The organism is Ursidibacter maritimus, from assembly GCF_009761395.1.
In the GTDB taxonomy this organism is placed as follows: domain Bacteria; phylum Pseudomonadota; class Gammaproteobacteria; order Enterobacterales; family Pasteurellaceae; genus Ursidibacter; species Ursidibacter maritimus.
This window is the reverse complement of record NZ_LEKN01000002.1, coordinates 1-24,346: the sequence shown is the minus strand read 5'-3', so window position 1 is coordinate 24,346 and position 24,346 is coordinate 1. Positions and strand designations below refer to the sequence as shown.

Here is a 24,346-nt window from a genome sequence, read left to right as displayed (position 1 = left end):
TGACCGCTTTTGATTTTCTAGTTATTCTAATCCGAACCAATGACCAAACATAAACGCCCTACCTTGCAAGACATTGCGACACATCTTGGAATTACCAAAATGACGGTCAGTCGCTATTTGCGTAATCCAAATTCAGTAGCTATTGCAACTCAAGAGCGGATCGCTCAAGCAATAGAGCAGTTTGGTTATATTCCTAATCGTGCTCCAGATATTTTATCCAATGCTAAAAGTCGTGCAATTGGTGTTTTAGTACCATCTTTAACGAATCAAGTTTTTGCCGATGTGATTAAAGGGATTGAGCTGATTACTGATCAAGCTGGTTATCAAACCATGTTGGCTCACTATGGATATAGTGTTGAAAAAGAAGAAAAGAGAATTGAATCACTACTTTCTTACAATGTTGATGGCATTATCCTATCTGAGAATCATCATTCCGAACGTACACGAAAGATGCTAGAAATCGCCCACATTCCTGTTGTTGAGATTATGGATAGCAGCGAAGTCGGAATACAACAAGCAGTGGGTTTTGATAATATTTCTGCAGCTCAAGCTATGGTGGAAACAATGATCCAACGTGGGCATAAAAATATTATTTATTTTTCTGCTCGAATGGATAAACGCACCCAGTTAAAAATGCAAGGCTATGAATTAGCAATGAAAAAATATGGATTGATGCCCCATAGTTTGAAAACGGAACAACCGTCTTCATTTAGCTTAGGTTCCAGCCAATTACGACAAGCTTTAAAGCAGTTCCCAGATTTAGATGGAATTTTCTGCACCAATGATGACCTAGCAATTGGAGCATTATTTGAATGTCAACGTTTAGGAATCCAAATTCCAACACAAATAGCTATCGCAGGTTTTCACGGACACGATGTTGGGCAATCACTCACTCCACAACTCGCTACGGTGATCACTCCTCGCCTAGAAATTGGCAAAGTTGCCGCTCAAGAATTGTTAGATCGAATTAATGGGCTACCACAACAAAAAAGCATTATCAATCTAGGTTATCAAATTCATCTTGGTGAAAGTATCTAAATTAAAGGCTTAATTGCCTCCATACACTGTTCAACCACTTGCTCGAAATCGCCTTGAATATCAATAAAAATCACGTCAGGTTCTAATGATAAATCAGGTGTTTCTAATGTATCAAACTGACTCTTTAGCATATCCACTTTCATATAATGCCCCTTGCGTTTTTGCATTCGTGCCAAAACTGTTTCAAATGAACCTTGTAAAAATAAGAATGTGATGTTTTCATTTCCTTGGCGAATTAAATCTCGATACTGCTTTTTTAAAGCAGAGCAGATAATAATCCCTTTCTCACTCTTTTGTTCTAGACTGAATGCCGCATCATTGATTCGAGTCAGCCAAGGTTTTCGATCTTCATCATTAAGCGGGTTTCCACTTCCCATTTTGATGATATTCTCTCTTGGATGTAAATCATCGCCGTCAATCAGTTTTAGACCTAAGCGATTAGCAACTACTGTTCCAACAGATGTCTTTCCTGTACTAGATACTCCCATCAAAATAAATGCTTTTCCTGACATATACCACCCCAAATGTTACCGATAACCTATTTATATAAATAACATAGCATTTTAAATACAAAATTTATCCATGTTTTTTTAGAAAATTTGAACTATTTCACAAAATTAAAATAAATGGCAATACACTATTTACATCTATAGTGAATGAAATTATGTTACCGATAACAAAAACATATCGGAGGATATTATGCTTATTTTTACAATGATAGCAGCCATTCTTTTACTGCTTGTACTCATTATGAAATTTAAAGTGCACGCTTTCGTTGCTTTAATTATCGTCAGTTTATTAACCGCTCTTGCTACAGGCATTCCAGTAGATAAGATTTTACCTACTTTATTAAGTGGCTTTGGTAGTACATTAGCGTCAGTTGCTCTATTAGTGGGGCTCGGTGCAATGATTGGTCTCTTACTTGAAATTACTGGGGGAGCAAAAGTTTTAGCCGATACGCTCATCAATAAATTTGGTAAAGAGAAAGCGCCTTTCGCATTAGGGGTAGCATCACTCTTATTCGGATTCCCAATTTTCTTTGATGCGGGTTTAGTCGTAATGTTGCCAATTATTTTCAGCGTAGCTAAGCAATTTGGTGGTTCAGTACTACGTTATGCTTTCCCATCTGCTGGTGCTTTTGCCGTAATGCACGCATTCTTACCGCCACACCCAGGTCCTGTTGCATCAGGTGATTTATTAGGTGTGAATATGGGATTATTAGTTATTGTTGGTTTAGTCTGTGCAATTCCAACTTGGTACATTGGTACTTATCTATTCAGTATGTTTATTAGTAAACGTATTCATGTTGATTTACCTAAAGCATTTTTAAATACAAATGCTATCAATGAAACATCTGTACAAAACCCACCAAGTTTTAAACGTGTTTTAATTGTATTATTACTCCCTATTTTCTTGATCCTATTTGATACAGGGCTAAATACATTAAGTGTTGCCAAAGTTATTAATGGTTCTGAGCTTTGGGTTCAAAGTTTACGCTTAATCGGTAAAACACCTATTGCATTGCTCATTACATTATTGGTTGCAATTGCACTCCTTAGAGATAATCGTAGTTACGATCAAATCGAAAAAATCTGTAATAATGCTTTAGGTCCTATTTGTTCAATTGTACTGGTAACTGGTGCTGGCGGTATGTTTGGCGGTGTATTAAGAGCGAGTGGAATTGGCGATGTTTTATCAAATATGATGTCAGATACAGGAATGCCTATTATTGTTGCAGCTTTCTTAATTGCGACCACACTTCGTGTTGCACAAGGTTCTGCAACCGTAGCATTAACCACTACGGCAGCACTTATTGCTCCAACCGTTGCCAATACCACCGATTTAAGCCAATTCGATCTCTGTTTTATTGTGATTTCCATTGCATCAGGAGCAACAGTACTTTCACACGTAAATGACTCTGGTTTCTGGTTGATGAGCCGTTTTTTAGAAATGGATGAGAAAACAACTCTAAAAACTTGGACTGCACTTGAGACTTCTATTGGATTAGTCGGCTTTATTATCGCTTTAATTGGTAGTGCTATTTTATAGAGAGAATAGACAAGCGGTACGTTACGCAATTCATTTTGCTAATCTTACCGCTTATCTCTTATTAGAACTAAATCCCTTCACCATCAAGCAAATTATCGCTATTTTCAAAATATTGGTTCATTTCAAAAGCAGGTTTCTGAGTTTGGGATTGACCGATAATTCGAGCAGGCACGCCGGCTGCAGTTGCGTATTCGGGAATAGCATTGAGTACTACTGAATTTGCCCCAATTTTTGAATAACGTCCGATCTCAATATTTCCGAGAATTTTAGCTCCTGAACCAATCATTACGCCTTCACGAATTTTAGGGTGACGATCACCGTGTTCTTTGCCTGTTCCCCCAAGAGTAACACCTTGTAAAATCGAGACATCATTTTCAATTACCGATGTTTCACCCACAACAATACCTGTTGCGTGATCTAACATAATTCCACAACCAATTTTTGCCGCAGGGTGAATATCCACATCAAAAGCAACAGAAATTTCATTTTGTAAATAAATCGCTAGGGCTTGTCTACCTTGATTCCATAAATAATGGGTTACACGATAGCTTTGTAAGGCATGATAGCCTTTGAGATAAAGCAATGGGGTACTCCATTTATCGACAGCAGGATCTCGTGTGCGAACAGCTTCAATATCACAAGCCGCACTGGCAATAATTTGTGGGTTTGCGTGATAGGCTTCTTCAATAATCTCTTTTAGAGCAATTGCTGGCATAATTGCATTTGCAAGTTTATTCGCCAAAATGTAGCTTAGTGCATCGCCTAGATTATGATGTTTTAAAATCGTGGCGTGGAAAAAGCTTGCAAGCATTGGCTCACTATTAACTAGCTCTTGAGCTTCTTCACGAATACTCTGCCAAATTTGCTGTGGATTGATTTCTGCCATATTTCCCCCTTTAATTATTTGATTACTCGCCTTTACGTTCTCGACCTAATAAGGCTTTTACAACATCATCAGCTTGTTTACCGCAGAATAACATTTGATAAATCTGTTCGACAATTGGCATTTCTATGCCCTGTTGTTGAGCAAGTAAGTAGGCTTCTTTTGTATTATAAAAACCTTCAACTACTTGACCGATTTCTGCCATTGCTTGTTCGGCACTTTTACCTTGACCAAGCATTAGCCCAAAACGGCGGTTGCGTGATTGATTGTCAGTACAGGTTAAAACCAGATCGCCTAATCCTGCCATTCCCATAAAGGTAGTTGGATTTGCACCCAGCGATTCCCCTAAACGACCTATTTCAGCTAAACCACGAGTGATCAAGGCGGTGCGAGCATTTGCCCCAAAGCCCATTCCATCAGAAATACCTGCCCCAATCGCAATAACATTTTTAATTGCACCGCCTAGTTGAACACCAATCATATCGTTATTGAGATAAACCCGAAAGGCTTTTGCACAGTGAATACGCTGTTGCATTTGATCGGCAAAAATAGGGTTATCTGATGCTAGAGAAATCGCTGTTGGTAAACCTTGTGCTAACTCTTTCGCAAAAGTTGGGCCTGATAACACTGCAAGCGGGTAGTTTTTCCCTAAAATTTGCCAAACAACCTCTTGCAATAATCGCCCAGTATCTCGCTCTAACCCTTTTGTCGCCCAGATAATACGATGCACAGGCGTGAGTAAGGGTTTTATTTGTTGCAAGACTTCTGTAAAAACGTGGCTAGGTACAACAATCAGTAGGTCTTTGGCTTTTTCCAATGCTTTTGATAGATCGCTTTCGATTTCTAAAGCATCCGGAAATACGATATCAGGTAAAAATTCATGATTTTGGCGAGTTTCTGCCATGACTGACATTTTTTGTGGGTTATGTCCCCATAAATAAGTTTTATGTCCGTTACGCGATAAGGCAATTGCCAAAGCAGTGCCGTAAGAACCAGCACCAAGTACAGTAACAGGAGCCGTATAGATAGTGTCCATTGCTATTAAAACTCATCTAAAAAAATAGGTATGCTTAGCATACCCATTTTTAATTCAACAATAAATTAGTTTAATGCTGGTTTTTCTTCAGTTTGTTCTTCTGCCTGCTGACGCTCTAAATAATCAACAAAGAGTGCATCGAAGTTTACTGGTGAAAGGTTTAATGCAGGGAATGTGCCACGGTTTACAAGGCTTGAAATCAATTCACGAGCGTAAGGGTATAATACCTCAGGGCATTTTGATGCTAAGCAATGAGCCAATTGAATGCCTTCTAAGCCTTTAATGGTGAATACACCTGCTTGTTTAACTTCACAGATAAATGCAACATCGTTACTATCTTCTAAGGTAGTTTGTACGTTGATATGTAATACCACCTCATAAGTATCTTCACCAACTTGTAATGTTTCAGTATCTAATTCAAAAGCTAATTGTGGTTTCCACTCTTGATGGAAGATAGTTGGTAAGTTTGGCGCTTCAAATGAAACATCTTTGATATAAATACGTTGGATCTGCATTTCAAACGCAGCTTGTTCTTCTTGTGTTTCTACTTTGTTTTCTTCAGACATAATGAATCCTTAATAATTATTTATGTTTTTTGACTAAAGGAAGATTTGCTGCTCGCCACCCTGCAATGCCTTCTTTTAAAACATAAACTTTATTAAAGCCTTGTTTTGCAAGTGTATTTGCTAAACCTTGAGCAGATAAACCATTATTATCTACCACAATAATTGATTTTTCTTTATGTTTATCAATTGATTGTGTTTTGTTACCTTTAATTTCACTTGGAATTAAATGTAAGCTATCAATAATGTGTCCTGCTCGGAATTCATCATCAGAGCGAACGTCTAAAACCACAGCATCTTCATTATTGATTAGTTGGGTCGCTTGAGCATTATCAACCACTTTGATTTTGCTTGTCGCCCCTTTATAAAAATTGATGAGTACTGCAACAAATAACGCAACCCATGCAACTACCATAAGGGTATGGTTTGCTGCGAACTGTTGAATTTGTTGAGCTAAAGTAAGTTGGTCCATAATTTTTCTCTAGATCATTAGTTGGTATAAAGCGGTCACTTCCGTAAAAAAATTTGCAAAATTTCTGCTGAAAATGACCGCTTGTTTGGATAGCTTTGCTTAACAGCAAAGCTGATAAGAGAAATTATGCCGCTTGTTGAGAAGCCATAATCTCATCGAAAGAGAACGCTTTTTCAGTTACTTTCGCTTTTGCTAATACCGCATCAACCGCTTGTTCTTCTAATACTACGTTACGAATATTGTCAGTTAATTGACGGTTTTTCGCATAGTATTCAACAACTTCCGCTGGTTGTTCGTAAGCTGATGCTAATTCTGCGATAGTTGCTTTCACACGTTCCTCATCAACTTTTAACTCGTTTGATGTGATAACAGCTGAAAGTAATAAACCTACTTGGACACGACGTTTTGCATCACCTTCAAATAATTCTGCTGGTAATTGAGCTGCCATTTCTGGTTTACCGCCAAAACGTTGAACTGCTTGCTGACGTAATACTTCAACTTCTTCTGCAACTGCTGATGCAGGTACTTCAATATCGTTTTGTGCTAATAAACCATTGATTACTTGGTTTTTAATGCGTGAAGTAACAGCATTTTTTAACTCACGTTGCATATTTTTCTTAATTTCTGCACGAAGTTCTTCTACTGATTTACCTGCACCGAATTTTTTCACAAATTCTTCTGTTAATTCAGGTAATACAATGTTTTCTACTTTTTTCAAGGTGATAGCGAATTTCGCTGCTTTACCTTTTAAGTTTTCTGCGTGATATTCTGCTGGGAATGTTACATCAATATCAAATTGCTCACCTGCTTTATGGCCTACAATACCGTCTTCAAAACCAGGGATCATACGACCTTGACCCATAAATAATACGAAGTCAGATGCTTTACCACCTTCAAACTCTTCACCATCAATAGATCCTACGAAGTCGATAGTTACACGATCATCTGCTTTTGCAGCATCTGATGTTTCAGACCAAGTTGCTTGTTGTTTGCGTAATACATCAACCATTTTATCTAGATCTGCATCGCTGATTTCAACAACTGGTTTTTCAACTTCAATGTTTTCTAAGCCTTTTAATTCCACTTCAGGGAATACTTCAAAAGTCGCCACAAAAGAGAAATCTTTACCTGCTTCATAGTTATTTGGTGTAAATGTTGGACGACCTGCTAGGTTGATTTTTTCATTGATTACAACATCAAAGAATGCACGTTGCATTTCTTCTGATAACGCATCTTGACGAGCCGCTAAACCATAGCGTTGCTCAATAATAGAATGTGGTACTTTACCTTTACGGAAACCATCAACGCGTGCATTTTTTGCATAGCCTTTTAATTGTTCACGGTAAGCTGCTTCTACTTTATCTGCAGCGACAGTAACAGTTGCACGGCGTTCTAAGCCTTGAGTTGTTTCAATTGAGAATGACATTTTAACCTCAGTAATTTAAAAATAGTCGGTATATAAAATACAGATAGAAAAATAGGTTATAATTCTACCGCCCTATTGAATAAATGTCGAGAAATAACGCTTTTTAGTTGATTATTTCGAGGACAACAGCGTATATTGCCCATTTTTCAAACCTATACACCAAGCAATAGTCCACCTCTAAATTCATCAGGTGAGCCCTCTACCCTCGAATACATTTATTTAGATATATCTACATCGTCGTTCAGAAGGAGGATATCTTCGTCACTACTCCTACTAAAAATCACCAAACATTTTGATTCCCATCTAGTTGTTTTCATGTGAAACCACAGTAGGAACCACAATAAATACGATGTCTAAAAATGGCACTTTTGGTTACATACTCGACGGCCAGATAAATTCTCATTTCACAGCCTACGCTGTTGGATATAAATCACTATGAGATCATAATTTGAAGAAAGATACGATCCTACAATCTCTATTATTACATAAATACCAAATTCCTGACCTAAGAATTTAGTACCCATGATAATATTATGAGCCGATTTAATATAATCTATTAAATAATTACAATGAATTAAGAAAAAATCGTAAGGCTAGGTTTATAAAAATTTTTAAATAAAAAGAGTTGCTAACAACATAACAGAAATATTATTAGCAACCTCTTTTCCCATTAGGCTGATTTAACCTATGCGTAATACATCTCAAATTCCACTGGGTGTGGAGTCATATTTAAACGTTCCACTTCTTTACGTTTCATTTCAATGTATGTTTCGATGAAGTCTTTAGTAAATACGCCACCTTGAATTAAGAATTCATGATCTTGTGCAAGATTGCTTAATGCTTCTTCTAATGAGCTTGATACTGCAGGAATACCTTTCAACTCTTCTGGCGGTAAGTCATATAGGTTTTTATCCATTGCATCGCCTGGATGAATTTTATTGATAACACCATCTAAACCAGCCATCAATAATGCTGCAAATGCTAAGTATGGGTTAGCAAGTGGGTCTGGGAAACGAGCTTCAACACGCGTTGCTTTCGGGCTAGTTACCGCAGGAATACGGATAGATGCAGAACGGTTACTTGCTGAGTAAGCGAGTAATACAGGTGCTTCAAAGCCAGGTACTAAACGTTTATAAGAGTTTGTACTTGGGTTTGTGAATGCGTTTAAGGCTTTAGCGTGTTTGATAATACCGCCGATATAGTAAAGGGCAGTTTCAGATAATCCAGCATATTTATCACCCATAAAGACGTTTTTACCATCTTTGCTTAATGACATATTGCAGTGCATTCCTGAGCCGTTATCGCCAGTGATTGGTTTTGGCATAAAGCAAGCTGTCTTACCGTGTTCTACGGCAACATTTTGTACTACATATTTGTAGATTTGGGTTTCATCAGCTTTTAAGGTTAAGCTGTTAAAACGGGTAGCAATTTCATTTTGACCTGCGGTTGCAACTTCGTGATGATGAGCTTCAATTACTAAGCCTAATTCTTCCATAATTAAACACATTTCAGAACGAATGTCGTGTGCGGTATCATTTGGAGCAATGGCACAGTATCCACCTTTCTTCAATGGACGATAAGCATTATTTCCACCTTCGTAACGTTTATTTGTGTTCCAAGCAGCTTCAATATCATCGACTTCATAAGAGTTGCCATTCATACCTACGCCAAATCGAACATCGTCAAATAAGAAAAATTCTGGCTCAGGACCAAATAACACACTGTCAGCAATGCCTGTTGATTTTAGGTAGTTTTCGGCACGAGTTGCGATAGAACGTGGATCACGATCGTAGCTTTGCATTGTATTTGGGTCGTAGATACTACAGCGGATGGTTAAGGTAGGGATTTGAGCGAAGGGGTCAATAACAGCGGTTTCAGGAATTGGCATTAACAGCATATCGGCTTTGTTGATTGTTCGCCAGCCTTCAACAGATGAGCCATCAAACATTTTTCCTTCTTCAAATAAATCTTCTAAATCATCTGCAACTAAGGAAACAGGCAGGGAAACACCGTGCTCTTTACCCTTAATATCGGTAAATTTGAGCAGTACGAACTTAATATCGTTATCACGAATTAGCTTAGCTACATTCGCAATTGCGGTTGAATTAGACATATAGCAATCCTCTTAATAAAGTCAAAATCTATTGCTTTAAAAGCAACGCTATAAAATAGCATACAAAAAGGAAACATCAATAGGCAACAGCAGTAAAACAGCGTAAAAATTCTTATAGAATGAAGCAGTGTCTAAATAATAAATAAAAAAATTAAAGGACGATCTAATGTTGATTATCATCTCATTTCTCGTTTTTTTGTAAAAAATAGTAGCAATCTTACCGCTTATTCCAAATGCTAAAATGCTACTCATATTTAGCCAAATGAAATTATAATTTAAACCTTTCTCTCATAGCTATTACGCTATAAAATACCCTTAATTTTTTTATTTATAAAAGGAACAAGCAATGGCACATATTACCCCACAACAAGTATTAGATGGTTTTCATTATCGTGCATCTACACGCAGTTACGATCCTACTCGCAAAATTAGCCCTGAAGATTTTAACTATATTTTAGAACTTGGACGACTATCTCCAAGTTCTGTTGGTTCAGAGCCTTGGCAATTCTTAGTGATCCAAAACCAAGAACTTCGCCAAAAACTTAAACCAGTTAGCTGGGGAATGGCAACACAAATTGATGATGCAAGCCACGTTATTGCAATTCTAGCGAAAAAGAACGCCCGCTATGATTCAGCTTTTCTCAAAGATTCAATGATTAGACGTGGTTTAGTCAATGAAGAGCAACAAGCCTTTGCTTTAGAAAAATACCGTAAGTTCCAAACAGAAGATACACATATTGCACAAAGCGAACAATCTCTCTTTGATTGGGCAAGTAAGCAAACCTATATCGCCCTAGCTAATATGCTAACAGGTGCCGCATTAGTTGGTATTGATAGTTGCCCAATCGAAGGATTTGATTATGTAGCTGTAAACAAAATTTTGGCGGAAACGGGAGCTTTTGATCCAAATGAATGGGGTGTTTCGGTAATGGCAACTTTCGGTTACCGAGCAAAAGAAATCAAACCAAAAGCTCGCAAAACACTTGAAGAGATTGTTACTTGGATTGAGTAACGGATTTGATTATTTAAGGATAATTTGTCTTAGCAATTATATCCTTAAATTTTTCAAGGGTACCAGTTGATTATTCAATCAGTATTAGCTTACCACTGATTCTCCATATTTTACTCTTTTCCATACTCTATTCTTGCAATAGTTTAAGTAATAAAAACCTCTCGAAGAATTTACTCCGAGAGGTTTAATATTTTTACCTTTCTATCTAATAAAGCACTCGAGCCTTGATTGTTCCATCAATTTGTTTAAGTAGGCGTAATGCTTCATCCGTATTTTCAGATTCCACATCAATAACGACATAGCCGATAGTTGGATCGGTTTGTAAATATTGAGCTGCAATGTTTACATTTGCATCAACAAACACTTGGTTGATTTTATTTAAAATTCCTGGTTTGTTCGTATGGATGTGCAGTAAACGTTTTGCACCTTTATGTTCTGGTAACGACACTTCAGGGAAATTTACCGCAGAGAGTGTTGAGCCATTATCGGAATATTTGATGAATTTATGTGCAACTTCAGAGCCAATGTTGGCTTGAGCTTCAGACGTTGATCCACCAATGTGTGGAGTTAAGATCACATTATCAAACTGACATAATGGTGATTCAAACGGATCGTTAATTGATGCAGGCTCTTCTGGGAATACGTCTAATGCGGCACCACGCAAATGCCCTGATGCTAATACTTCAACTAATGCGTCAATATCAACAACCGTTCCGCGAGCAGCGTTAATTACCACAGCATCTTTTTTCACTTTGCTTAAATTGGTTGCATTTAATAAATTCTTGGTCGATGCATTTTCTGGAACGTGTAATGAAATTGCATCACTCATCGCAAGTAACTCATCTAGACTGGCGACTTGTTGTGCATTACCTAACGGTAATTTATTTTCAATATCGTAGAAATAAACACGCATACCAACCGCTTCCGCTAAAACACTTAACTGCGAGCCGATATGGCCGTAGCCAATAATCCCAAGATTTTTACCACGCACTTCATTTGAGCCTGTTGCGGATTTATTCCATAAACCACGATGAACTTCCGCATTTGCTTTTGCGATTTGACGCATCAAGACAATAATTTCGCCTAATACCAACTCAGCAACAGAACGAGTATTTGAGAATGGGGCATTGAAAACAGGAATACCACGACGTTTTGCCGCATCTAAGTTCACTTGGTTTGTACCGATACAGAAACAACCGATAGCAATCAATTTAGGGGCTTGAGCAAGAACTTCTTCCGTTAAGAATGTACGAGAACGAATACCGATAAAATGAGCGTCTTTGATAGCATTAATTAAATCTTCGCCATCTAGTGCTTTTTTATGGTAGTCAATATTGGTATAACCAGCCGCTTTTAAGGCATCTAAGGCATTTTCGTGTACGCCTTCTAACAATACAAATTTGATTTTGCTTTTATCAAGAGAAACTTTAGTGGTCATAATAGCTCCGAGTGTGTGTTTGCAAATTTTATGGTGAATCTTACCGCTTATTATTCAAGGATTTTTGCCCCATCTGGTGTTCCAACAATGGTGATATTCGCATAGCGTTGTGCAAAAATACCATTGGTTACAACCCCTGCAATGTTATTGATGGTATGTTCCATCTTAAGTGGCTCAAGAATTTTAAAGTTATACACATCTAAAATAACATTACCATTATCCGTAACAACATTTTCACGATATTCAGGTGTGCCGCCCAATGCTACTAATTGACGAGCAACATAAGAACGAGCCATTGGAATGACTTCAACAGGTAAAGCGAATGTAGAGCCTAACACATCTACTTGTTTACTGGAATCCACGATGCAGATGAATTTCTTTGCTAATGAACTCACAATTTTTTCACGTGTGAGTGCTGCACCACCACCTTTGATCATATAGCCTTGTGGCGTAATTTCATCAGCTCCATCAATATAAACATCAAGACTAGAAACTTCATTCGCATTAAAAACTTCAATCCCTTGTTTACGCAATAATTCTTCTGAATTTTTCGATGCGGCAACCGCACCTTTAATTTCATCACGCATTTCGCCAAGTGCTTCAATAAAGCAATTTACCGTAGAGCCACTGCCCACGCCAACAATAGTATCGGGTTTTACATACTGCAGAGCAGCACGCGCTGCAATTTTTTTCATTTCTAGCTGATCCATCCTTCCTCCAAAGGCAAACGATTGCGTCTTTATTTCTAAAAACGCGATATTAAACGATCTGAATAAAGATTCAAGCGGTCAGTTATTTACAATATTTTGCAACTAACTGACCGCTTGTTTTAATTACGTTTTACCGCTTCGACAATTTCTTCTGCGCAACGTTGTGCAAGTTCACCATCTTCACATTCGACCATTACTCGAATAAGTGGCTCTGTGCCTGATTTACGCAGTAAAATACGCCCTTTTCCTGCTAAGCGTTGTTCCACATCCGCTGCAACGGCTTTGACTTCCGCACTTTCAAGTGGGTTTGCACCACCTGCAAAACCAACATTCAGTAGCACTTGTGGGAACAGTGGCACCGACTTAGCTAATTCATTTAAACTTAATTTGTGGCTTGCCATTGCACCTAAAACTTCAAGAGAGGCAATAATGCCATCGCCCGTTGAGTTTTTATCAAGCACAATAATATGCCCTGAATTTTCACCGCCAAGTTTCCAACCTTTTTCTTTCAGTTGTTCTAGCACATAGCGGTCACCGACATTGGCACGCACAAAAGGAATAGCAAGTTGTTTGAGTGCAATTTCAAGGCTCATATTACTCATTAGCGTACCAACAACGCCACCTTGTAATTTACCTGCACGCAGTGCTTCACGAGCAATAATAAAGAGAATTTGGTCGCCATCAACTTTATTTCCTAAGTGATCCACCATAATTAAACGGTCGCCATCGCCGTCATAAGCTAAACCAACATCAGCTCCAACTTCTACCACAACTTTTTGTAAGGCTTTAATATCTGTTGCACCACATTTTTCATTGATATTTAAGCCGTCTGGGTGAGTGCCGATCTCAATTACTTCCGCGCCTAGCTCACGCATTACGTTGGGAGCAATGTGATAAGTCGCTCCATTCGCACAATCCACGACAATTTTATATCCTTCAAGGCTTAAATGAGCGGGGAAAGTGCTTTTACAAAATTCAATATAACGCCCTGCTGCATCAGTGATACGACTTGCACGTCCAAGCTCTGCAGATTCTACACAATCCATTGGCTGATCAAGCATTGCTTCAATAGCTTCTTCTACTTCATCAGGTAGTTTTTCGCCACTTGCCGAGAAAAATTTAATCCCATTGTCATCATAAGGGTTATGGGATGCTGAAATTACAATCCCAGCTTCCGCTCGGAATGTACGGGTTAAATAGGCAATCGCAGGAGTTGGCATTGGGCCTGTGAATGCAGCTGATAAACCAGCGGCTGCGAGTCCTGCTTCAAGAGCAGATTCCAACATGTAGCCTGAAATGCGAGTATCTTTACCTATCAATACCTTTTTTGAGCCTTGTGTTGCTAGGATTTTACCTGCTGCCCAACCTAATTTTAAGGCAAACTCTGGGGTGATAGGGAAAGTTCCCACTTTGCCACGCACACCATCCGTGCCGAAATATTTACGTTCTGCCATAGAAGTATTCTCTTAATCTTTTTAATTATTGTTCGATCATAAGCGGTCAGATTACCGCTAAAATTTGCAAAAATTAGCCAAAACCCACCGCTTGTTTTCGTTTATTTTAAAAAATATTGATATGCTGGGCTATTGCTTACATTTTGGTAGCGATAACCAAGTTTCTCTAAATCTTGTTGGAATTGAAGATGCTGAGTTTCTGTCAGCACAAAAGCTGCCAAAATATCGCCATAGTCCGCACCATGAGCACGATAATGGAAGAGAGAAATATCCCAGTTCATCAATTTTTGTAAGAATTTCAACAATGCACCTTTTTGCTCTGGAAATTCAAAGCTATATAACTGTTCTTGCTCGATAGATGCTGGTCGCCCACCCACCATATAACGAATATGGGTTTTGGCAATATCATCTTCGGATAAATCGGTTACATCATAGTGATTTTGCTGTAACTCTTTGATAATATCGAGTTTTTCGCTATTTCCTGAAATTCTAACCCCAACAAATATACGGGCTTTATGATCATCTGTGTGACGATAACTAAACTCTGTAACAGCGCGATTACCCAAAATTTCACAGAATTTTAAGAAACTCCCTTTTTGTTCAGGAATCGTGACCGCTAATAAGGCTTCGTGTTTTTCACCAATTTCACAACGCTCAGAAACATAACGCAAGGTATGGAAATTCAAATTTGCTCCCGACAAGATACAAGCCACATTTTTGCTTTGTAGTTCGTGTTGTGAGAGATACTTCTTCAATCCAGCTAGTGATAATGCCCCTGAAGGCTCTGCCACTGCTCGCACATTTTCAAAAATATCTTTTAAGGCAGCACAGATTTCGTCATTATCGACTAATACGACATCATCAATATATTGTTGGCATAAACGGAACGTTTCATCTCCAATACGTTTAACTGCAACGCCATCGGCAAATAGTCCAACACGTTCTAAGTCAATTGGCTCACCAGCTTGTAAGGCGTGGAATAGGCAAGCCGAATCTTTAGACTCAACGCCGATGACTTTGATGCTTGGCATAAGCTGTTTGATCAGGACCGCTACACCAGCAGCTAGGCCACCACCACCGACAGGTACAAAAATATACTCAAGTTCGCTTTGCTGTTGAAGTAACTCCATACCGATAGCCCCTTGCCCAGCAATCACTAACGGGTGATCGAAAGGGTGTACAAAGGTCATATTCAGTTCTTGAGCTAATTCAATTGCTTTGGCTTTGGCTTCATCAAAATTTGCACCGTAGAGTAACACTTCTCCGCCAAAGCCACGCACAGCATCAACTTTGATTGCAGGGGTATTTTGTGGCATTACAATTAATGCTCGCAAGCCTAAATGTTTGGCAGAAAGTGCGACACCCTGTGCGTGATTGCCCGCAGATGCAGCAATTACACCAGCCGCTTTTTGAACAGAGGAAAGGCTGGAAATCATCGCATAAGCCCCACGCAATTTAAAACTATGCACAGGCTGACGATCTTCACGTTTGATATAGATAGTATTGCCCAAGCGTTCCGACAGTTTTTCCATTTTCTGTAATGGTGTCACTTGAGCAAGATCATAAATTTTAGAGCTTAAAATGGTACGGAGATAATCCATACCACTTTTTAAGGATATTTCACTCATTGGCTAAAAACCAAATTAGTGTTTATGGCAATGTTCGCCTGTACTGTGGTGATGGTGATGATCTTCATCACAACATTTGCCGTCGTGGTGATGATGGTGATGCTCATCACAGCAGCCTTCGTGAGCTTCTTCAACGTGGTGATGGTGTCCGCCACAACCACAACCGTGAGATTCTTCAGCTTGGTGATTATGATTTCCGCAACAACCGCAACCATGGCCTTCTTCATCACTATCGTGACCACCACAGCAACCGCCTCCTGAATGGATATGACCATGTGCGATTTCTTCTAAAGTCGCTTCACGAGTGGCGACAACTTCAACGCTGAATAATAATTCTTGACCTGCAAGCATATGGTTACCATCAACCACAACTTCATCGCCTTCAATGGCGGTAATTACAACGGGTAATGGACCCACATCGGTATCAGCAATAAAACGCATACCAACTTCAAGCTCATCAACACCCATAAAGACATCTTTCGGTACACGTTGCACCATATTTTCATTGTATTCGCCATAACCTTCTTCTGGTTTTACGCGCACTTCAAATACATCGCCAACAACTTTACCTTCTAACGCATTTTCTAAGCCAATAACTAAATTATTATGACCGTGTAAATATTCAAGTGGCTGCTCAACAGGTGCTTCATCCACTAATACACCATCTTGAGTGCGAACTTGATAAGCGATACTTGGTACAACATTTTTTGCGATTTTCATAGGAATTCCTTAGTTTTAAATAAAATTTGAAAAACGGTATCCATTGTAGGCTTGTTATAGGGGATTTGCAAATTTTCTACACTAAGAAACCGCTTGTATGCTTGAATTATGTAACTGGTTGTCAATCAATAATATCTGGGGTTACTGCATCTACCACATCAACAGCAGTGCCCACAACGGTACTTACTGCAGAAGTGACTAAACAGCCACTGAGTAATGTCGTGAGTGAGATAAAACCGATTAACTTAATCCATTTTTTCATTATTATTCCTTATCAAAAATAACAGTACCTGTTGCGGTAGCTGATATCGTTTCTTTACCTGCCTCTAGTGGCAGACCTTCGTATGCTTTATCCATTGACGCAGCAAAAGCTGATTTTGCTCGAAATAAACTCGGTGCAGATTCGCCATTTGGCGTATTTAATTGTACATTACTCAGCGTATAACTCTTCGCATTAATGCCTTTTTGAATGACTTCGGCTTTATGTTGAAATTGCTTAATGATCTCCAAGGTCATCTCATCTTCTAACATTGCCATTGTTTCAGGCGATACACTAAAGTCGATATAACTAATCGCAATCTTCTCGCCTAAATTATCTAGCACCTTCGCCATTGCTTCAAAATCTTTACTTTTTAATGTGATTCGTCCTTCTGTCACCCAGCCATTTACCCTGTTCTTGTTATCGTAATTGGGTGAATTGCTCACGCCATCAGCAGAAATCTCAATAGCAGGATAGGCTTTGGCAGCTTCAAGAAATTTATTTAATTCCACAGAAACTTCTTTTTTTAATTCTGTTAAATTTTTACCTGATTTATGACTATAAAGCCCAACTTGCATTAAATCTTTCTCGACTGTGCGATTGACTTGTGTTGAGAAAACAAAAGATTGTGTTTTGCTGGTTTTTGAAGTATCCGCCAATGCAGGAGCAGACATTGCTGCAACCACAAGCGATAAGATCGCAAAGATTTTTTGTAACTTTTTCATAGCGAGTTCCTTAAAAATAAAAACGTCTGTTAGAAAAGAAAGTGTTATATTAGTTCAATCTTGTACATCAACTACAATGGCTTTATTCGGGTTTTGTTCATCAATTCGCCATAAAATATTGTGCTGAGCCAAACACATCCCATAAGTACGTGGGCTAATTTTACCCTGTTGATAAGCAGGACGGGGATCTTGAGCAATCACATCAGCAATGAATTGTTCGGGAAATTGAATACCAAATTTTGCAAATTTCACGCTTGATCTTACCGCTTGTTGAGCTTTGGAGCTAAACTCCACTATCAATGTGGCTTGTGGTTTTTGTTGAGCAAAGCCAGAACGAGCCTCAGGTTCACTATCGGCGTAAGCAATGTAAGGCTTAATATCAAAAATAGGTGTTCCATCGACTAAATCGACACTCCCTAAAATTAAATTCACTTCGCCTTGAGTAATCTCAACATCTTTTAATTCAACTTTGGATAAACCGAGTGGGTTAGGGCGATGGGTTGCTCGGCTAGCAAACACACCAACACGTTCATTACCTCCTAAACGAGGTGGGCGAACAGTGGCGTGCCAATGGCGTTCAGGAATTTGATGAAAATGAAAAATCAGCCATAAATGGCTAAACTCTGTTAGCCCTCTTACCGCATCAGGTTGGTTATAAGGCGGTAATAAGCGTAGAATCCCTTTTCCTTCTCGTACTAAATTAGGTTGGCGTGGTACAGCAAATTTTTCACCATAAGGGCTTTGGATAATGCCAATCGGCGAAAGTGTCAAATTAAGGTTAGAATTTTGCATAAAATTGATCTTTTTCTGTTAAAAATCAAAAACCTGATGGCTATTTTGTAATAATATGCCACACTTTGAAAGGAAAATCTCGGAACAGTTTGATTAGTATTGATATGAATAAACACTCAACTTTTGCTATCTGGTTTAGTACTGCCAGACCCAAAACCTTACCTTTAGCACTAGCGTCTATTGTAGTTGGTTCAGCCTTGGCTCACTGGGCAGGAGCATTTAATGGGGTTACCACCTTTCTTGCTCTCTTAACCACCGTATTACTGCAAATTTTATCTAACTTTGCCAATGATTATGGCGATCATTTAAAAGGCTCTGATACAGCAGAACGAATCGGGCCACTACGTGCGATTCAACAAGGCGCAATTTCAGGCGAACAGCTGAAGAAATCGTTATATGTGGTGGGAAGTTTAGCCTTTTTATCAGGCGTAACATTAATTGGTTATTCGTATCAAACGTGGCAAGATTTATTAGTTTTCATTGGCTTAGGCGTGGTTGCGATTATTGCGGCAATTACTTATACCGTTGGTAAAAAACCTTATGGCTACTTAGGCTTAGGCGATATCTCGGTACTCATATTTTTTGGTTTCTTGGCAGTTATTGGCACATTTTATTTACAAGCTCACAGTTTACCAACCATTATTCTACTACCTGCCTTTGGCTGTGGATTATTAGCGGTTACAGTATTAAATATCAATAACTTACGAGATATTAACCAAGATAAAGCTGCAGGCAAAAATACCCTCATTGTGCGTATTGGTAGCCAAAACGGACGCATTTATCATCTTGCATTATTAGCACTAGCGGTGCTTTCCTATCTCTTTTTTGCAATATCTGCTTTTGCCCATTGGTATAATTTCTTATTTTTACTTACCCTACCTTTATTGACTAAACACGCTCTATTTGTTTATCGCCATAAAGACCCTATTGAACTGCGACCTTTACTTGGACAAATGGCAGGACTAGCGTTGCTAACCAATTTATTATTTAGTTTAGGAATTGTGCTTTAATCTAAAACAAAAGGCTTAATTTACTTTCATAAATTAAGCCCATTGATTCACTCAGAAATCAGATTATTTTTTCAATAAATCACGAATTTCAGTTAATAATTTTTCTTCTGCTGTTGGCTCTGGGGCTTTTTCAGGCTCTGGTGCTGGGGCTTTCTTCAGATTATTGATCACTTTAACCATTGCAAATACGGCCATAGCAATGATTACGAAATCAAATACGTTTTGAATAAAAGCACCATATTTTAATGTAACAGCTTCTGCACCATTTTGTGCTTCTTTTAATACAACCGCTAAGTCTTTGAAATCTACACCACCAACGAGTAAACCGATAGGTGGCATTACAATATCACTTACAAAAGATGAAACGATTTTACCAAACGCACCACCGATGATTACACCGACAGCTAGATCAACAACATTACCTTTTACCGCAAATTCACGGAATTCTTTTAAAATACTCATTTTAGTTCCTCAAATAAAAAATCAACGCTATAAAAAGCGACCGCTGATTATAAACGAAGTGATAAAAACACCCAATAATTTTAACTTAATTTACGAATTTGTTGTGAAAAAGTGATAACTTTATGCCAATCCGTATATTCATATTCTCTACTCGTATCCGTTTCTCCACCTGTAATTTTCATAATAAAACGGATCATCACTCGATCAAACCAACGATAGCGGGGATAAAATAACGCTCCAGCCATTACTTCAACTAAATCAGGTTGCCATTTAATACGAGCAAGTAATTTTCGAGTATAAACATTTGTTTCAGGACTGTTTTTGTCCGCTTTGCGAGCGGTAAGATTAACACTAAAAAATGCAGATTTTTTCTGATTTAATAATGCGTAATGTTGATTGATAAATTGAGTAAGTAGCGGATCAAAATGCCCATATCGGATAGATGCACCAACTACAATAGTCCCAAATTGCTGTAAATAATCTGCACTGATATTTGGATTTTCTCGCAAGGATAATATGCAAACATCAGTTTGCTCTTGTTGAAGTTCACTCGCTATTTTCTCAGCAATTTTCTGTGTCTGACCATCGCGAGTTAAATAAAGAATTAAGGTTTTCATATTTATTATCGTGATATTGAAAGAATTGTGGCTATCTTAACAGATTTTGCAAAATTTTAAGGAAATCAGACCGCTTTTTTGTTATGGTATGCCCAATTTTTTGAGTGAGATTTCCGACAATGAACGAAATACAGCAAGCACAAAACCCAATTCTCCCAGAACAATCCGAAAAAGAAACCACCCACTTCGGTTTTAAGACTGTTGCCAAAGAAGAAAAGCAACAATTAGTCGCCAATGTTTTCCACAGCGTAGCTGGAAAATATGACTTAATGAATGATCTGCTCTCGTTTGGTATTCATCGAGTTTGGAAACGCTTTACAATTGATTGTAGTGGCGTACGAAAAGGACATAAAGTCTTAGATTTAGCAGGTGGCACAGGAGATTTCACTGCAAAATTCTCTCGTATTGTCGGGGAAACAGGCGAAGTTGTATTAGCCGATATTAACAGTTCAATGCTAGAAGTCGGAAGGGAAAAACTGCGTAATTTAGGTGTGGTTGGCAATGTAAATTATGTACAAGCGAATGCTGAAGCTCTTCCTTTTGCGGATAATACCTTTGATTGTATTGTCATCAGTTTTGGCTTACGCAATGTTACAGACAAAGATAAAGCACTACGTTCAATGTTTCGAGTTTTAAAACCAGGTGGACGTTTATTAGTGCTTGAATTTTCTAAACCTGTTATCGACCCAATCAGTCAAGTATATAATTTCTACTCATTTAATATTTTACCTAAAGTGGGTGAAGTCGTGGTTAATGATGGCGAAAGCTACCGTTATTTAGCTGAATCAATTCGTATGCACCCGAAACAAGATGAGTTAAAAGCAATGATGGAAAATGCAGGCTTTGAAAGCGTAAATTATTACAATTTGAGTGCAGGAATTGTCGCATTACATCGTGGGTATAAGTTTTAATGTTGTTCAATCTTAAGGCTAAATAAAATGCAAAACTCTCCGATTTTTCAACATCTTATGCTTTCCCAATTTGCAATGGGGGCTACTGAAACCGCATTTAACGGAATCATTACCCGATCACCTCATACCTTGCCTATTTTACGCAAACTTGTCGGTAAAATTCTAAAAATCACATTAAATCAACCTGAAATAAGCTGTTTTATTCTATTTAGTGAAAATCGAACAGATTGGCTTCAACAGTATGAAGGCGATATTGATTGTAGTATTGAACTTGCTCCAAGTGCGTTGCTGAAATTAGCGGATAAAAGTAAATTAACTGAGTTAATCAATGATAAAAGCCTGATACTAAATGGTGATATTCAAGTTTTGCAACAATTTACCGAACTACTTGATCAATTAGAAAAAGATCCTGCTGAGTTGTTATCTCCATTGCTTGGAGATGTGGCAGCACAGGTTTCAACTAATTTAATCAAAGGTTTATTTAATAAAGTCAATCAACAAGTTAAAAGCAATAGCGAACAGTTAGTGGATAACTTAATGAATGAGCGCCCTGTATTAGTACATCGTCTGGAAGCAGTAAATTTCTACGATGAAGTCTCTGCATTAGCTCAACAAGCGGATAGATTAGAACAAAAATTTGCAACACGTGGACTCTAATGAATATCAAAAACCTTCGCCGTCTTTATCACATTATTCATACTTTTTTACGCTACGGCGTTGATGAAGTTATTCCAAATATTCGTCTTACTCGTTCATTACATTTAGGGCGTAAATCGCTTTTTTGGGTAAAAAACCAGTATCCAGATAAACCGTTTGGTGTGAGGCTCCGTTTAGCACTGCAAGAGCTTGGTCCTGTGTGGATCAAGCTTGGGCAAATGCTTTCAACTCGCCGAGATCTATTTGATCCAGAGCTTGCAGACCAATTGGCTTTATTACAAGATTCTGTTGAACCTTTTGATGGGAAACTTGCTCGCCAGCTTATAGAGCAAGCATTAGGTGGTAAATTAGAAACGTGGTTTGATGACTTTGATGAAACGGCTTTAGCATCAGCTTCTATTGCTCAGGTGCATACGGCGAAATTTAATCAAAACCAACCGCTCGCAAGCAAAGAAGTGGTGCTGAAAGTTATTCGACCTGATATCCATCAGGTCATTTTTGATGACTTAGCATTAATGTATCGTTTAGCAAGTTGGATTCCAAAACTTTCCAACGATGGCAAGCGTTTAAGAGCTGTCGAAGTGGTTAGAGAATATGAAAAAACCTTATTAGATGAGCTAGATTTACGCAAAGAAATGGCGAATGCGGTGCGTTTACGCAATAATTTTGCAAACAGCGAAATGCTATATGTACCTGAAATGTATCAAGATTTTTGCCATAAAAATGTGATCGTGATGGAGCGAATTTATGGCATACCTGTCGCAAACATTGATGAGCTAAAAGCGAATGGTACAGATATGAAACTACTTGCCGAGCGTGGTGTTCAAGTTTTCTTTACGCAAGTATTTCGAGATAGTTTTTTCCACGCAGATATGCACCCTGGAAATATTTTTGTAAATCCTAATCACCCAGAAAATCCACAATATATAGGTATAGATTGTGGTATTGTCGGTACACTCAACCAAAATGATAAACGTTATTTAGCGGAGAGCTTTGTCGCATTTTTTAATCGAGATTATCGCCGAGTCGCATTAATGCACGTTGAATCAGGCTGGACGCCTGCCGATACCGATATTGATGCTTTTGAGCAAGCATTCCGAGAAGTTTGTGAGCCTATTTTTGCAAAACCACTTTCTGAAATTTCATTCGGACACGTTTTGCTGAATCTTTTTAATGTCGCTCGTGAATTTAATATGGAAGTACAACCACAATTAGTATTACTACAAAAAACCTTACTCTACATTGAAGGATTAGGCAGACAAGTTTACCCACAACTCGATCTGTGGCAAACCGCAAAACCATTTTTGCAGGATTGGTTAAATGAACAAGTAGGGGTAAAAGCGATGTTCCGTCAGGTTCAACAACGTTTACCACAGTTTAGAGAACATTTTGCGGAATTTCCTGAAACCGTTTTTCAAGCACTGCAACAACAAAAGCAGATCAATCTACGTTTAAGTGAAATAAACCAAAGTTTACAGAACCAGAAGAATAATTCAGGCTTAATACGAAGCTTATTACTGGCTTTAATCATCTCAGGTACGTTCTGGCAATTTGAACAAATACCGTTATGGTTAAGCTCGTCATTATTATTGGTCAGCATTGGCTTAGTTATGGTGGATTTATTATTCCGTTCAAAATAAAGATATACAGCCGGAAGAATGGCACCAAAGAATAGAAAATAATGCTAGTAAGATTTTTATTATGTTATTAGCAACTATTTTTATTGAAAATACTGTATAAACAATATGTTATGCTTTCTGACACAGCCACCAAGAGTGCTATAATCCATAGCCAGACAACTTCAAAGTAAAACATCTATATCTCTTCAATACTTTTAACTTAGATAAATAACTTCTAAGTAGTAACCTTTTTCTCAAAAAAACGGAAAATACTCATTCTACAACCTATATATAGATATGAATTTCCATTGAATCATAAATTGACAGAAAATGCCCCTTTTTTGAATAATAATTGATAATCATTGCCATTTGTATTGATTGTTTTGTAATATAGCTGATACAATTACCGACATTATTTAATTTTATTTATAAACCTATTCGGAGAAACCATGAAAAAACTACATTTTAGCGTTATCGCCACAGCTTGTGCTCTAGCCATTTCTGCCTGTTCATCAGATGGAAAAGGTTCTTCACCTAATGTGTTCCCACAGTCTAATAATCCGTTAAACGCCTCAACTGCCGACAAAAAAGCTGAGGAAGCTAAAAAACTAGAAGAAGCTAAAAAACTTGAAGAAGCTAAAAAACTTGAAGAAGCTAAAAAACTGGAAGAAGCTAAAAAACTGGAAGAAGCTAAAAAACTGGAAGAAGCTAAAAAACTGGAAGAAGCTAAAAAACTGGAAGAAGCTAAAAAA

24 protein-coding genes and 1 pseudogene are annotated in these 24,346 nt (G+C 38.1%); 8 read left to right on the top strand and 17 right to left on the bottom strand.

Going from position 1 to position 24,346, the window contains the following annotated elements; genetic code table 11:
- The first annotated feature begins 39 nt into the window (after positions 1-39).
- Positions 40-1,038 (top strand): gluconate operon transcriptional repressor GntR, encoded by a 999-nt coding sequence (gene gntR, locus A1D26_RS02065; protein WP_157402459.1) that lies wholly within the window; start codon positions 40-42, stop codon positions 1,036-1,038.
- On the opposite strand, the gene A1D26_RS02060 is transcribed toward gntR, so the two are convergent.
- Complete coding sequence (locus A1D26_RS02060; protein ID WP_157402458.1) at positions 1,035-1,550, bottom strand: gluconokinase; 516 nt, start codon at positions 1,548-1,550, stop codon at positions 1,035-1,037. The two genes, gntR and A1D26_RS02060, sit on opposite strands and share 4 nt — an antisense overlap.
- A 187-nt stretch (positions 1,551-1,737) precedes the next feature.
- Between A1D26_RS02060 and A1D26_RS02055 the strand changes: the two genes are divergently transcribed.
- On the top strand, positions 1,738-3,087 hold the full coding sequence (locus tag A1D26_RS02055) for a GntP family permease (RefSeq protein WP_157402457.1): 1,350 nt from the start codon (positions 1,738-1,740) through the stop codon (positions 3,085-3,087).
- 67 nt (positions 3,088-3,154) lie between these two features.
- On the opposite strand, the gene cysE is transcribed toward A1D26_RS02055, so the two are convergent.
- From cysE to glnA, 6 genes are all read right to left on the bottom strand, one after another.
- Entirely contained in the window at positions 3,155-3,973 is an 819-nt protein-coding gene (gene cysE, locus A1D26_RS02050; protein WP_157402456.1) for a serine O-acetyltransferase, read from the bottom strand.
- Positions 3,974-3,995: 22 nt separating this feature from the next.
- Complete coding sequence (gpsA, locus tag A1D26_RS02045) at positions 3,996-5,006, bottom strand: NAD(P)H-dependent glycerol-3-phosphate dehydrogenase (protein WP_157402455.1); 1,011 nt, start codon at positions 5,004-5,006, stop codon at positions 3,996-3,998.
- A gap of 65 nt (positions 5,007-5,071) precedes the next feature.
- Entirely contained in the window at positions 5,072-5,572 is a 501-nt protein-coding gene (secB, locus tag A1D26_RS02040; RefSeq protein WP_157402454.1) for a protein-export chaperone SecB, read from the bottom strand.
- A gap of 16 nt (positions 5,573-5,588) precedes the next feature.
- The gene (locus A1D26_RS02035) at positions 5,589-6,041 is read right to left on the bottom strand and encodes a rhodanese-like domain-containing protein (RefSeq protein WP_157402453.1); all 453 of its coding nucleotides are present in this window, start codon (positions 6,039-6,041) and stop codon (positions 5,589-5,591) included.
- 124 nt (positions 6,042-6,165) lie between these two features.
- Positions 6,166-7,467 carry a trigger factor gene (gene tig / locus A1D26_RS02030; protein ID WP_157402452.1) on the bottom strand — a complete coding sequence of 434 codons (1,302 nt, stop codon included), beginning with the start codon at positions 7,465-7,467 and terminating at the stop codon, positions 6,166-6,168.
- 685 nt (positions 7,468-8,152) lie between these two features.
- Positions 8,153-9,580, bottom strand: coding sequence for a type I glutamate--ammonia ligase (gene glnA, locus A1D26_RS02025; RefSeq protein ID WP_157402451.1), 1,428 nt, complete (start codon positions 9,578-9,580; stop codon positions 8,153-8,155).
- A 346-nt stretch (positions 9,581-9,926) separates the two neighbouring features.
- Between glnA and A1D26_RS02020 the strand changes: the two genes are divergently transcribed.
- Positions 9,927-10,592 carry an NAD(P)H-dependent oxidoreductase gene (locus A1D26_RS02020; RefSeq protein ID WP_157402450.1) on the top strand — a complete coding sequence of 222 codons (666 nt, stop codon included), beginning with the start codon at positions 9,927-9,929 and terminating at the stop codon, positions 10,590-10,592.
- A gap of 205 nt (positions 10,593-10,797) precedes the next feature.
- Here A1D26_RS02020 and serA read toward each other — a convergent pair whose 3' ends face one another.
- From serA to tsaA, 8 genes are all read right to left on the bottom strand, one after another.
- Positions 10,798-12,030: a phosphoglycerate dehydrogenase gene (gene serA, locus A1D26_RS02015; RefSeq protein ID WP_157402449.1), complete on the bottom strand. Its 1,233-nt coding sequence runs from the start codon at positions 12,028-12,030 to the stop codon at positions 10,798-10,800.
- A gap of 50 nt (positions 12,031-12,080) precedes the next feature.
- Positions 12,081-12,740, bottom strand: a complete 660-nt coding sequence (gene rpiA, locus A1D26_RS02010) for a ribose-5-phosphate isomerase RpiA (RefSeq protein WP_157402448.1) — start codon at positions 12,738-12,740, stop codon at positions 12,081-12,083.
- A gap of 119 nt (positions 12,741-12,859) precedes the next feature.
- Positions 12,860-14,194: a phosphoglucosamine mutase gene (gene glmM / locus A1D26_RS02005; protein WP_157402447.1), complete on the bottom strand. Its 1,335-nt coding sequence runs from the start codon at positions 14,192-14,194 to the stop codon at positions 12,860-12,862.
- 101 nt (positions 14,195-14,295) lie between these two features.
- Positions 14,296-15,822, bottom strand: coding sequence for a threonine ammonia-lyase, biosynthetic (gene ilvA, locus A1D26_RS02000; protein WP_157402446.1), 1,527 nt, complete (start codon positions 15,820-15,822; stop codon positions 14,296-14,298).
- A 15-nt stretch (positions 15,823-15,837) separates the two neighbouring features.
- On the bottom strand, positions 15,838-16,542 hold the full coding sequence (slyD, locus tag A1D26_RS01995) for a peptidylprolyl isomerase (protein WP_157402445.1): 705 nt from the start codon (positions 16,540-16,542) through the stop codon (positions 15,838-15,840).
- A gap of 121 nt (positions 16,543-16,663) precedes the next feature.
- Positions 16,664-16,804, bottom strand: a complete 141-nt coding sequence (locus tag A1D26_RS09540; RefSeq protein WP_198303042.1) for a hypothetical protein — start codon at positions 16,802-16,804, stop codon at positions 16,664-16,666.
- 2 nt (positions 16,805-16,806) lie between these two features.
- Positions 16,807-17,526, bottom strand: a complete 720-nt coding sequence (locus A1D26_RS01990; protein WP_157402444.1) for an SIMPL domain-containing protein — start codon at positions 17,524-17,526, stop codon at positions 16,807-16,809.
- A gap of 54 nt (positions 17,527-17,580) precedes the next feature.
- Positions 17,581-18,318 (bottom strand): tRNA (N6-threonylcarbamoyladenosine(37)-N6)-methyltransferase TrmO, encoded by a 738-nt coding sequence (gene tsaA, locus A1D26_RS01985; protein WP_157402443.1) that lies wholly within the window; start codon positions 18,316-18,318, stop codon positions 17,581-17,583.
- Between the two features lie 104 nt (positions 18,319-18,422).
- On the opposite strand from tsaA, the gene A1D26_RS01980 reads away from it, so the two are divergent.
- Positions 18,423-19,328: a 1,4-dihydroxy-2-naphthoate polyprenyltransferase gene (locus A1D26_RS01980; protein WP_157402442.1), complete on the top strand. Its 906-nt coding sequence runs from the start codon at positions 18,423-18,425 to the stop codon at positions 19,326-19,328.
- 63 nt (positions 19,329-19,391) lie between these two features.
- Here the strand turns inward: A1D26_RS01980 and mscL are convergent, their stop codons facing one another.
- Together mscL and hemG are read right to left on the bottom strand one after the other, a co-directional pair.
- Positions 19,392-19,790, bottom strand: coding sequence for a large-conductance mechanosensitive channel protein MscL (gene mscL / locus A1D26_RS01975; RefSeq protein WP_157402441.1), 399 nt, complete (start codon positions 19,788-19,790; stop codon positions 19,392-19,394).
- An 80-nt stretch (positions 19,791-19,870) separates the two neighbouring features.
- Positions 19,871-20,407 (bottom strand): menaquinone-dependent protoporphyrinogen IX dehydrogenase, encoded by a 537-nt coding sequence (hemG, locus tag A1D26_RS01970; RefSeq protein WP_157402440.1) that lies wholly within the window; start codon positions 20,405-20,407, stop codon positions 19,871-19,873.
- 119 nt (positions 20,408-20,526) lie between these two features.
- Between hemG and ubiE the strand changes: the two genes are divergently transcribed.
- From ubiE to A1D26_RS09535, 4 genes and pseudogenes are all read left to right on the top strand, one after another.
- Complete coding sequence (gene ubiE, locus A1D26_RS01965) at positions 20,527-21,318, top strand: bifunctional demethylmenaquinone methyltransferase/2-methoxy-6-polyprenyl-1,4-benzoquinol methylase UbiE (protein WP_157402439.1); 792 nt, start codon at positions 20,527-20,529, stop codon at positions 21,316-21,318.
- Between the two features lie 27 nt (positions 21,319-21,345).
- The gene (locus tag A1D26_RS01960) at positions 21,346-21,975 is read left to right on the top strand and encodes a ubiquinone biosynthesis accessory factor UbiJ (protein ID WP_157402438.1); all 630 of its coding nucleotides are present in this window, start codon (positions 21,346-21,348) and stop codon (positions 21,973-21,975) included.
- A complete protein-coding gene (gene ubiB, locus A1D26_RS01955; protein WP_157402437.1) occupies positions 21,975-23,615 on the top strand; it encodes a ubiquinone biosynthesis regulatory protein kinase UbiB in 1,641 nt (546 codons plus the stop codon). The genes A1D26_RS01960 and ubiB overlap by 1 nt, the downstream gene beginning before the upstream one ends.
- Positions 23,616-24,043: 428 nt before the next feature.
- A pseudogene (locus tag A1D26_RS09535) lies at positions 24,044-24,346 on the top strand (transferrin-binding protein-like solute binding protein); the annotation flags it as partial.

Bases quoted from the DNA above. Each gene is read 5' to 3' on its own strand.
- gntR (WP_157402459.1), top strand. From the start codon at position 40: ATGACCAAACATAAACGCCCTACCTTGCAAGACATTGCGACACATCTT.
- A1D26_RS02060 (WP_157402458.1), bottom strand. From the start codon at position 1,550: ATGTCAGGAAAAGCATTTATTTTGATGGGAGTATCTAGTACAGGAAAG.
- A1D26_RS02055 (WP_157402457.1), top strand. From the start codon at position 1,738: ATGCTTATTTTTACAATGATAGCAGCCATTCTTTTACTGCTTGTACTC.
- cysE (WP_157402456.1), bottom strand. From the start codon at position 3,973: ATGGCAGAAATCAATCCACAGCAAATTTGGCAGAGTATTCGTGAAGAA.
- gpsA (WP_157402455.1), bottom strand. From the start codon at position 5,006: ATGGACACTATCTATACGGCTCCTGTTACTGTACTTGGTGCTGGTTCT.
- secB (WP_157402454.1), bottom strand. From the start codon at position 5,572: ATGTCTGAAGAAAACAAAGTAGAAACACAAGAAGAACAAGCTGCGTTT.
- A1D26_RS02035 (WP_157402453.1), bottom strand. From the start codon at position 6,041: ATGGACCAACTTACTTTAGCTCAACAAATTCAACAGTTCGCAGCAAAC.
- tig (WP_157402452.1), bottom strand. From the start codon at position 7,467: ATGTCATTCTCAATTGAAACAACTCAAGGCTTAGAACGCCGTGCAACT.
- glnA (WP_157402451.1), bottom strand. From the start codon at position 9,580: ATGTCTAATTCAACCGCAATTGCGAATGTAGCTAAGCTAATTCGTGAT.
- A1D26_RS02020 (WP_157402450.1), top strand. From the start codon at position 9,927: ATGGCACATATTACCCCACAACAAGTATTAGATGGTTTTCATTATCGT.
- serA (WP_157402449.1), bottom strand. From the start codon at position 12,030: ATGACCACTAAAGTTTCTCTTGATAAAAGCAAAATCAAATTTGTATTG.
- rpiA (WP_157402448.1), bottom strand. From the start codon at position 12,740: ATGGATCAGCTAGAAATGAAAAAAATTGCAGCGCGTGCTGCTCTGCAG.
- glmM (WP_157402447.1), bottom strand. From the start codon at position 14,194: ATGGCAGAACGTAAATATTTCGGCACGGATGGTGTGCGTGGCAAAGTG.
- ilvA (WP_157402446.1), bottom strand. From the start codon at position 15,822: ATGAGTGAAATATCCTTAAAAAGTGGTATGGATTATCTCCGTACCATT.
- slyD (WP_157402445.1), bottom strand. From the start codon at position 16,542: ATGAAAATCGCAAAAAATGTTGTACCAAGTATCGCTTATCAAGTTCGC.
- A1D26_RS09540 (WP_198303042.1), bottom strand. From the start codon at position 16,804: ATGAAAAAATGGATTAAGTTAATCGGTTTTATCTCACTCACGACATTA.
- A1D26_RS01990 (WP_157402444.1), bottom strand. From the start codon at position 17,526: ATGAAAAAGTTACAAAAAATCTTTGCGATCTTATCGCTTGTGGTTGCA.
- tsaA (WP_157402443.1), bottom strand. From the start codon at position 18,318: ATGCAAAATTCTAACCTTAATTTGACACTTTCGCCGATTGGCATTATC.
- A1D26_RS01980 (WP_157402442.1), top strand. From the start codon at position 18,423: ATGAATAAACACTCAACTTTTGCTATCTGGTTTAGTACTGCCAGACCC.
- mscL (WP_157402441.1), bottom strand. From the start codon at position 19,790: ATGAGTATTTTAAAAGAATTCCGTGAATTTGCGGTAAAAGGTAATGTT.
- hemG (WP_157402440.1), bottom strand. From the start codon at position 20,407: ATGAAAACCTTAATTCTTTATTTAACTCGCGATGGTCAGACACAGAAA.
- ubiE (WP_157402439.1), top strand. From the start codon at position 20,527: ATGAACGAAATACAGCAAGCACAAAACCCAATTCTCCCAGAACAATCC.
- A1D26_RS01960 (WP_157402438.1), top strand. From the start codon at position 21,346: ATGCAAAACTCTCCGATTTTTCAACATCTTATGCTTTCCCAATTTGCA.
- ubiB (WP_157402437.1), top strand. From the start codon at position 21,975: ATGAATATCAAAAACCTTCGCCGTCTTTATCACATTATTCATACTTTT.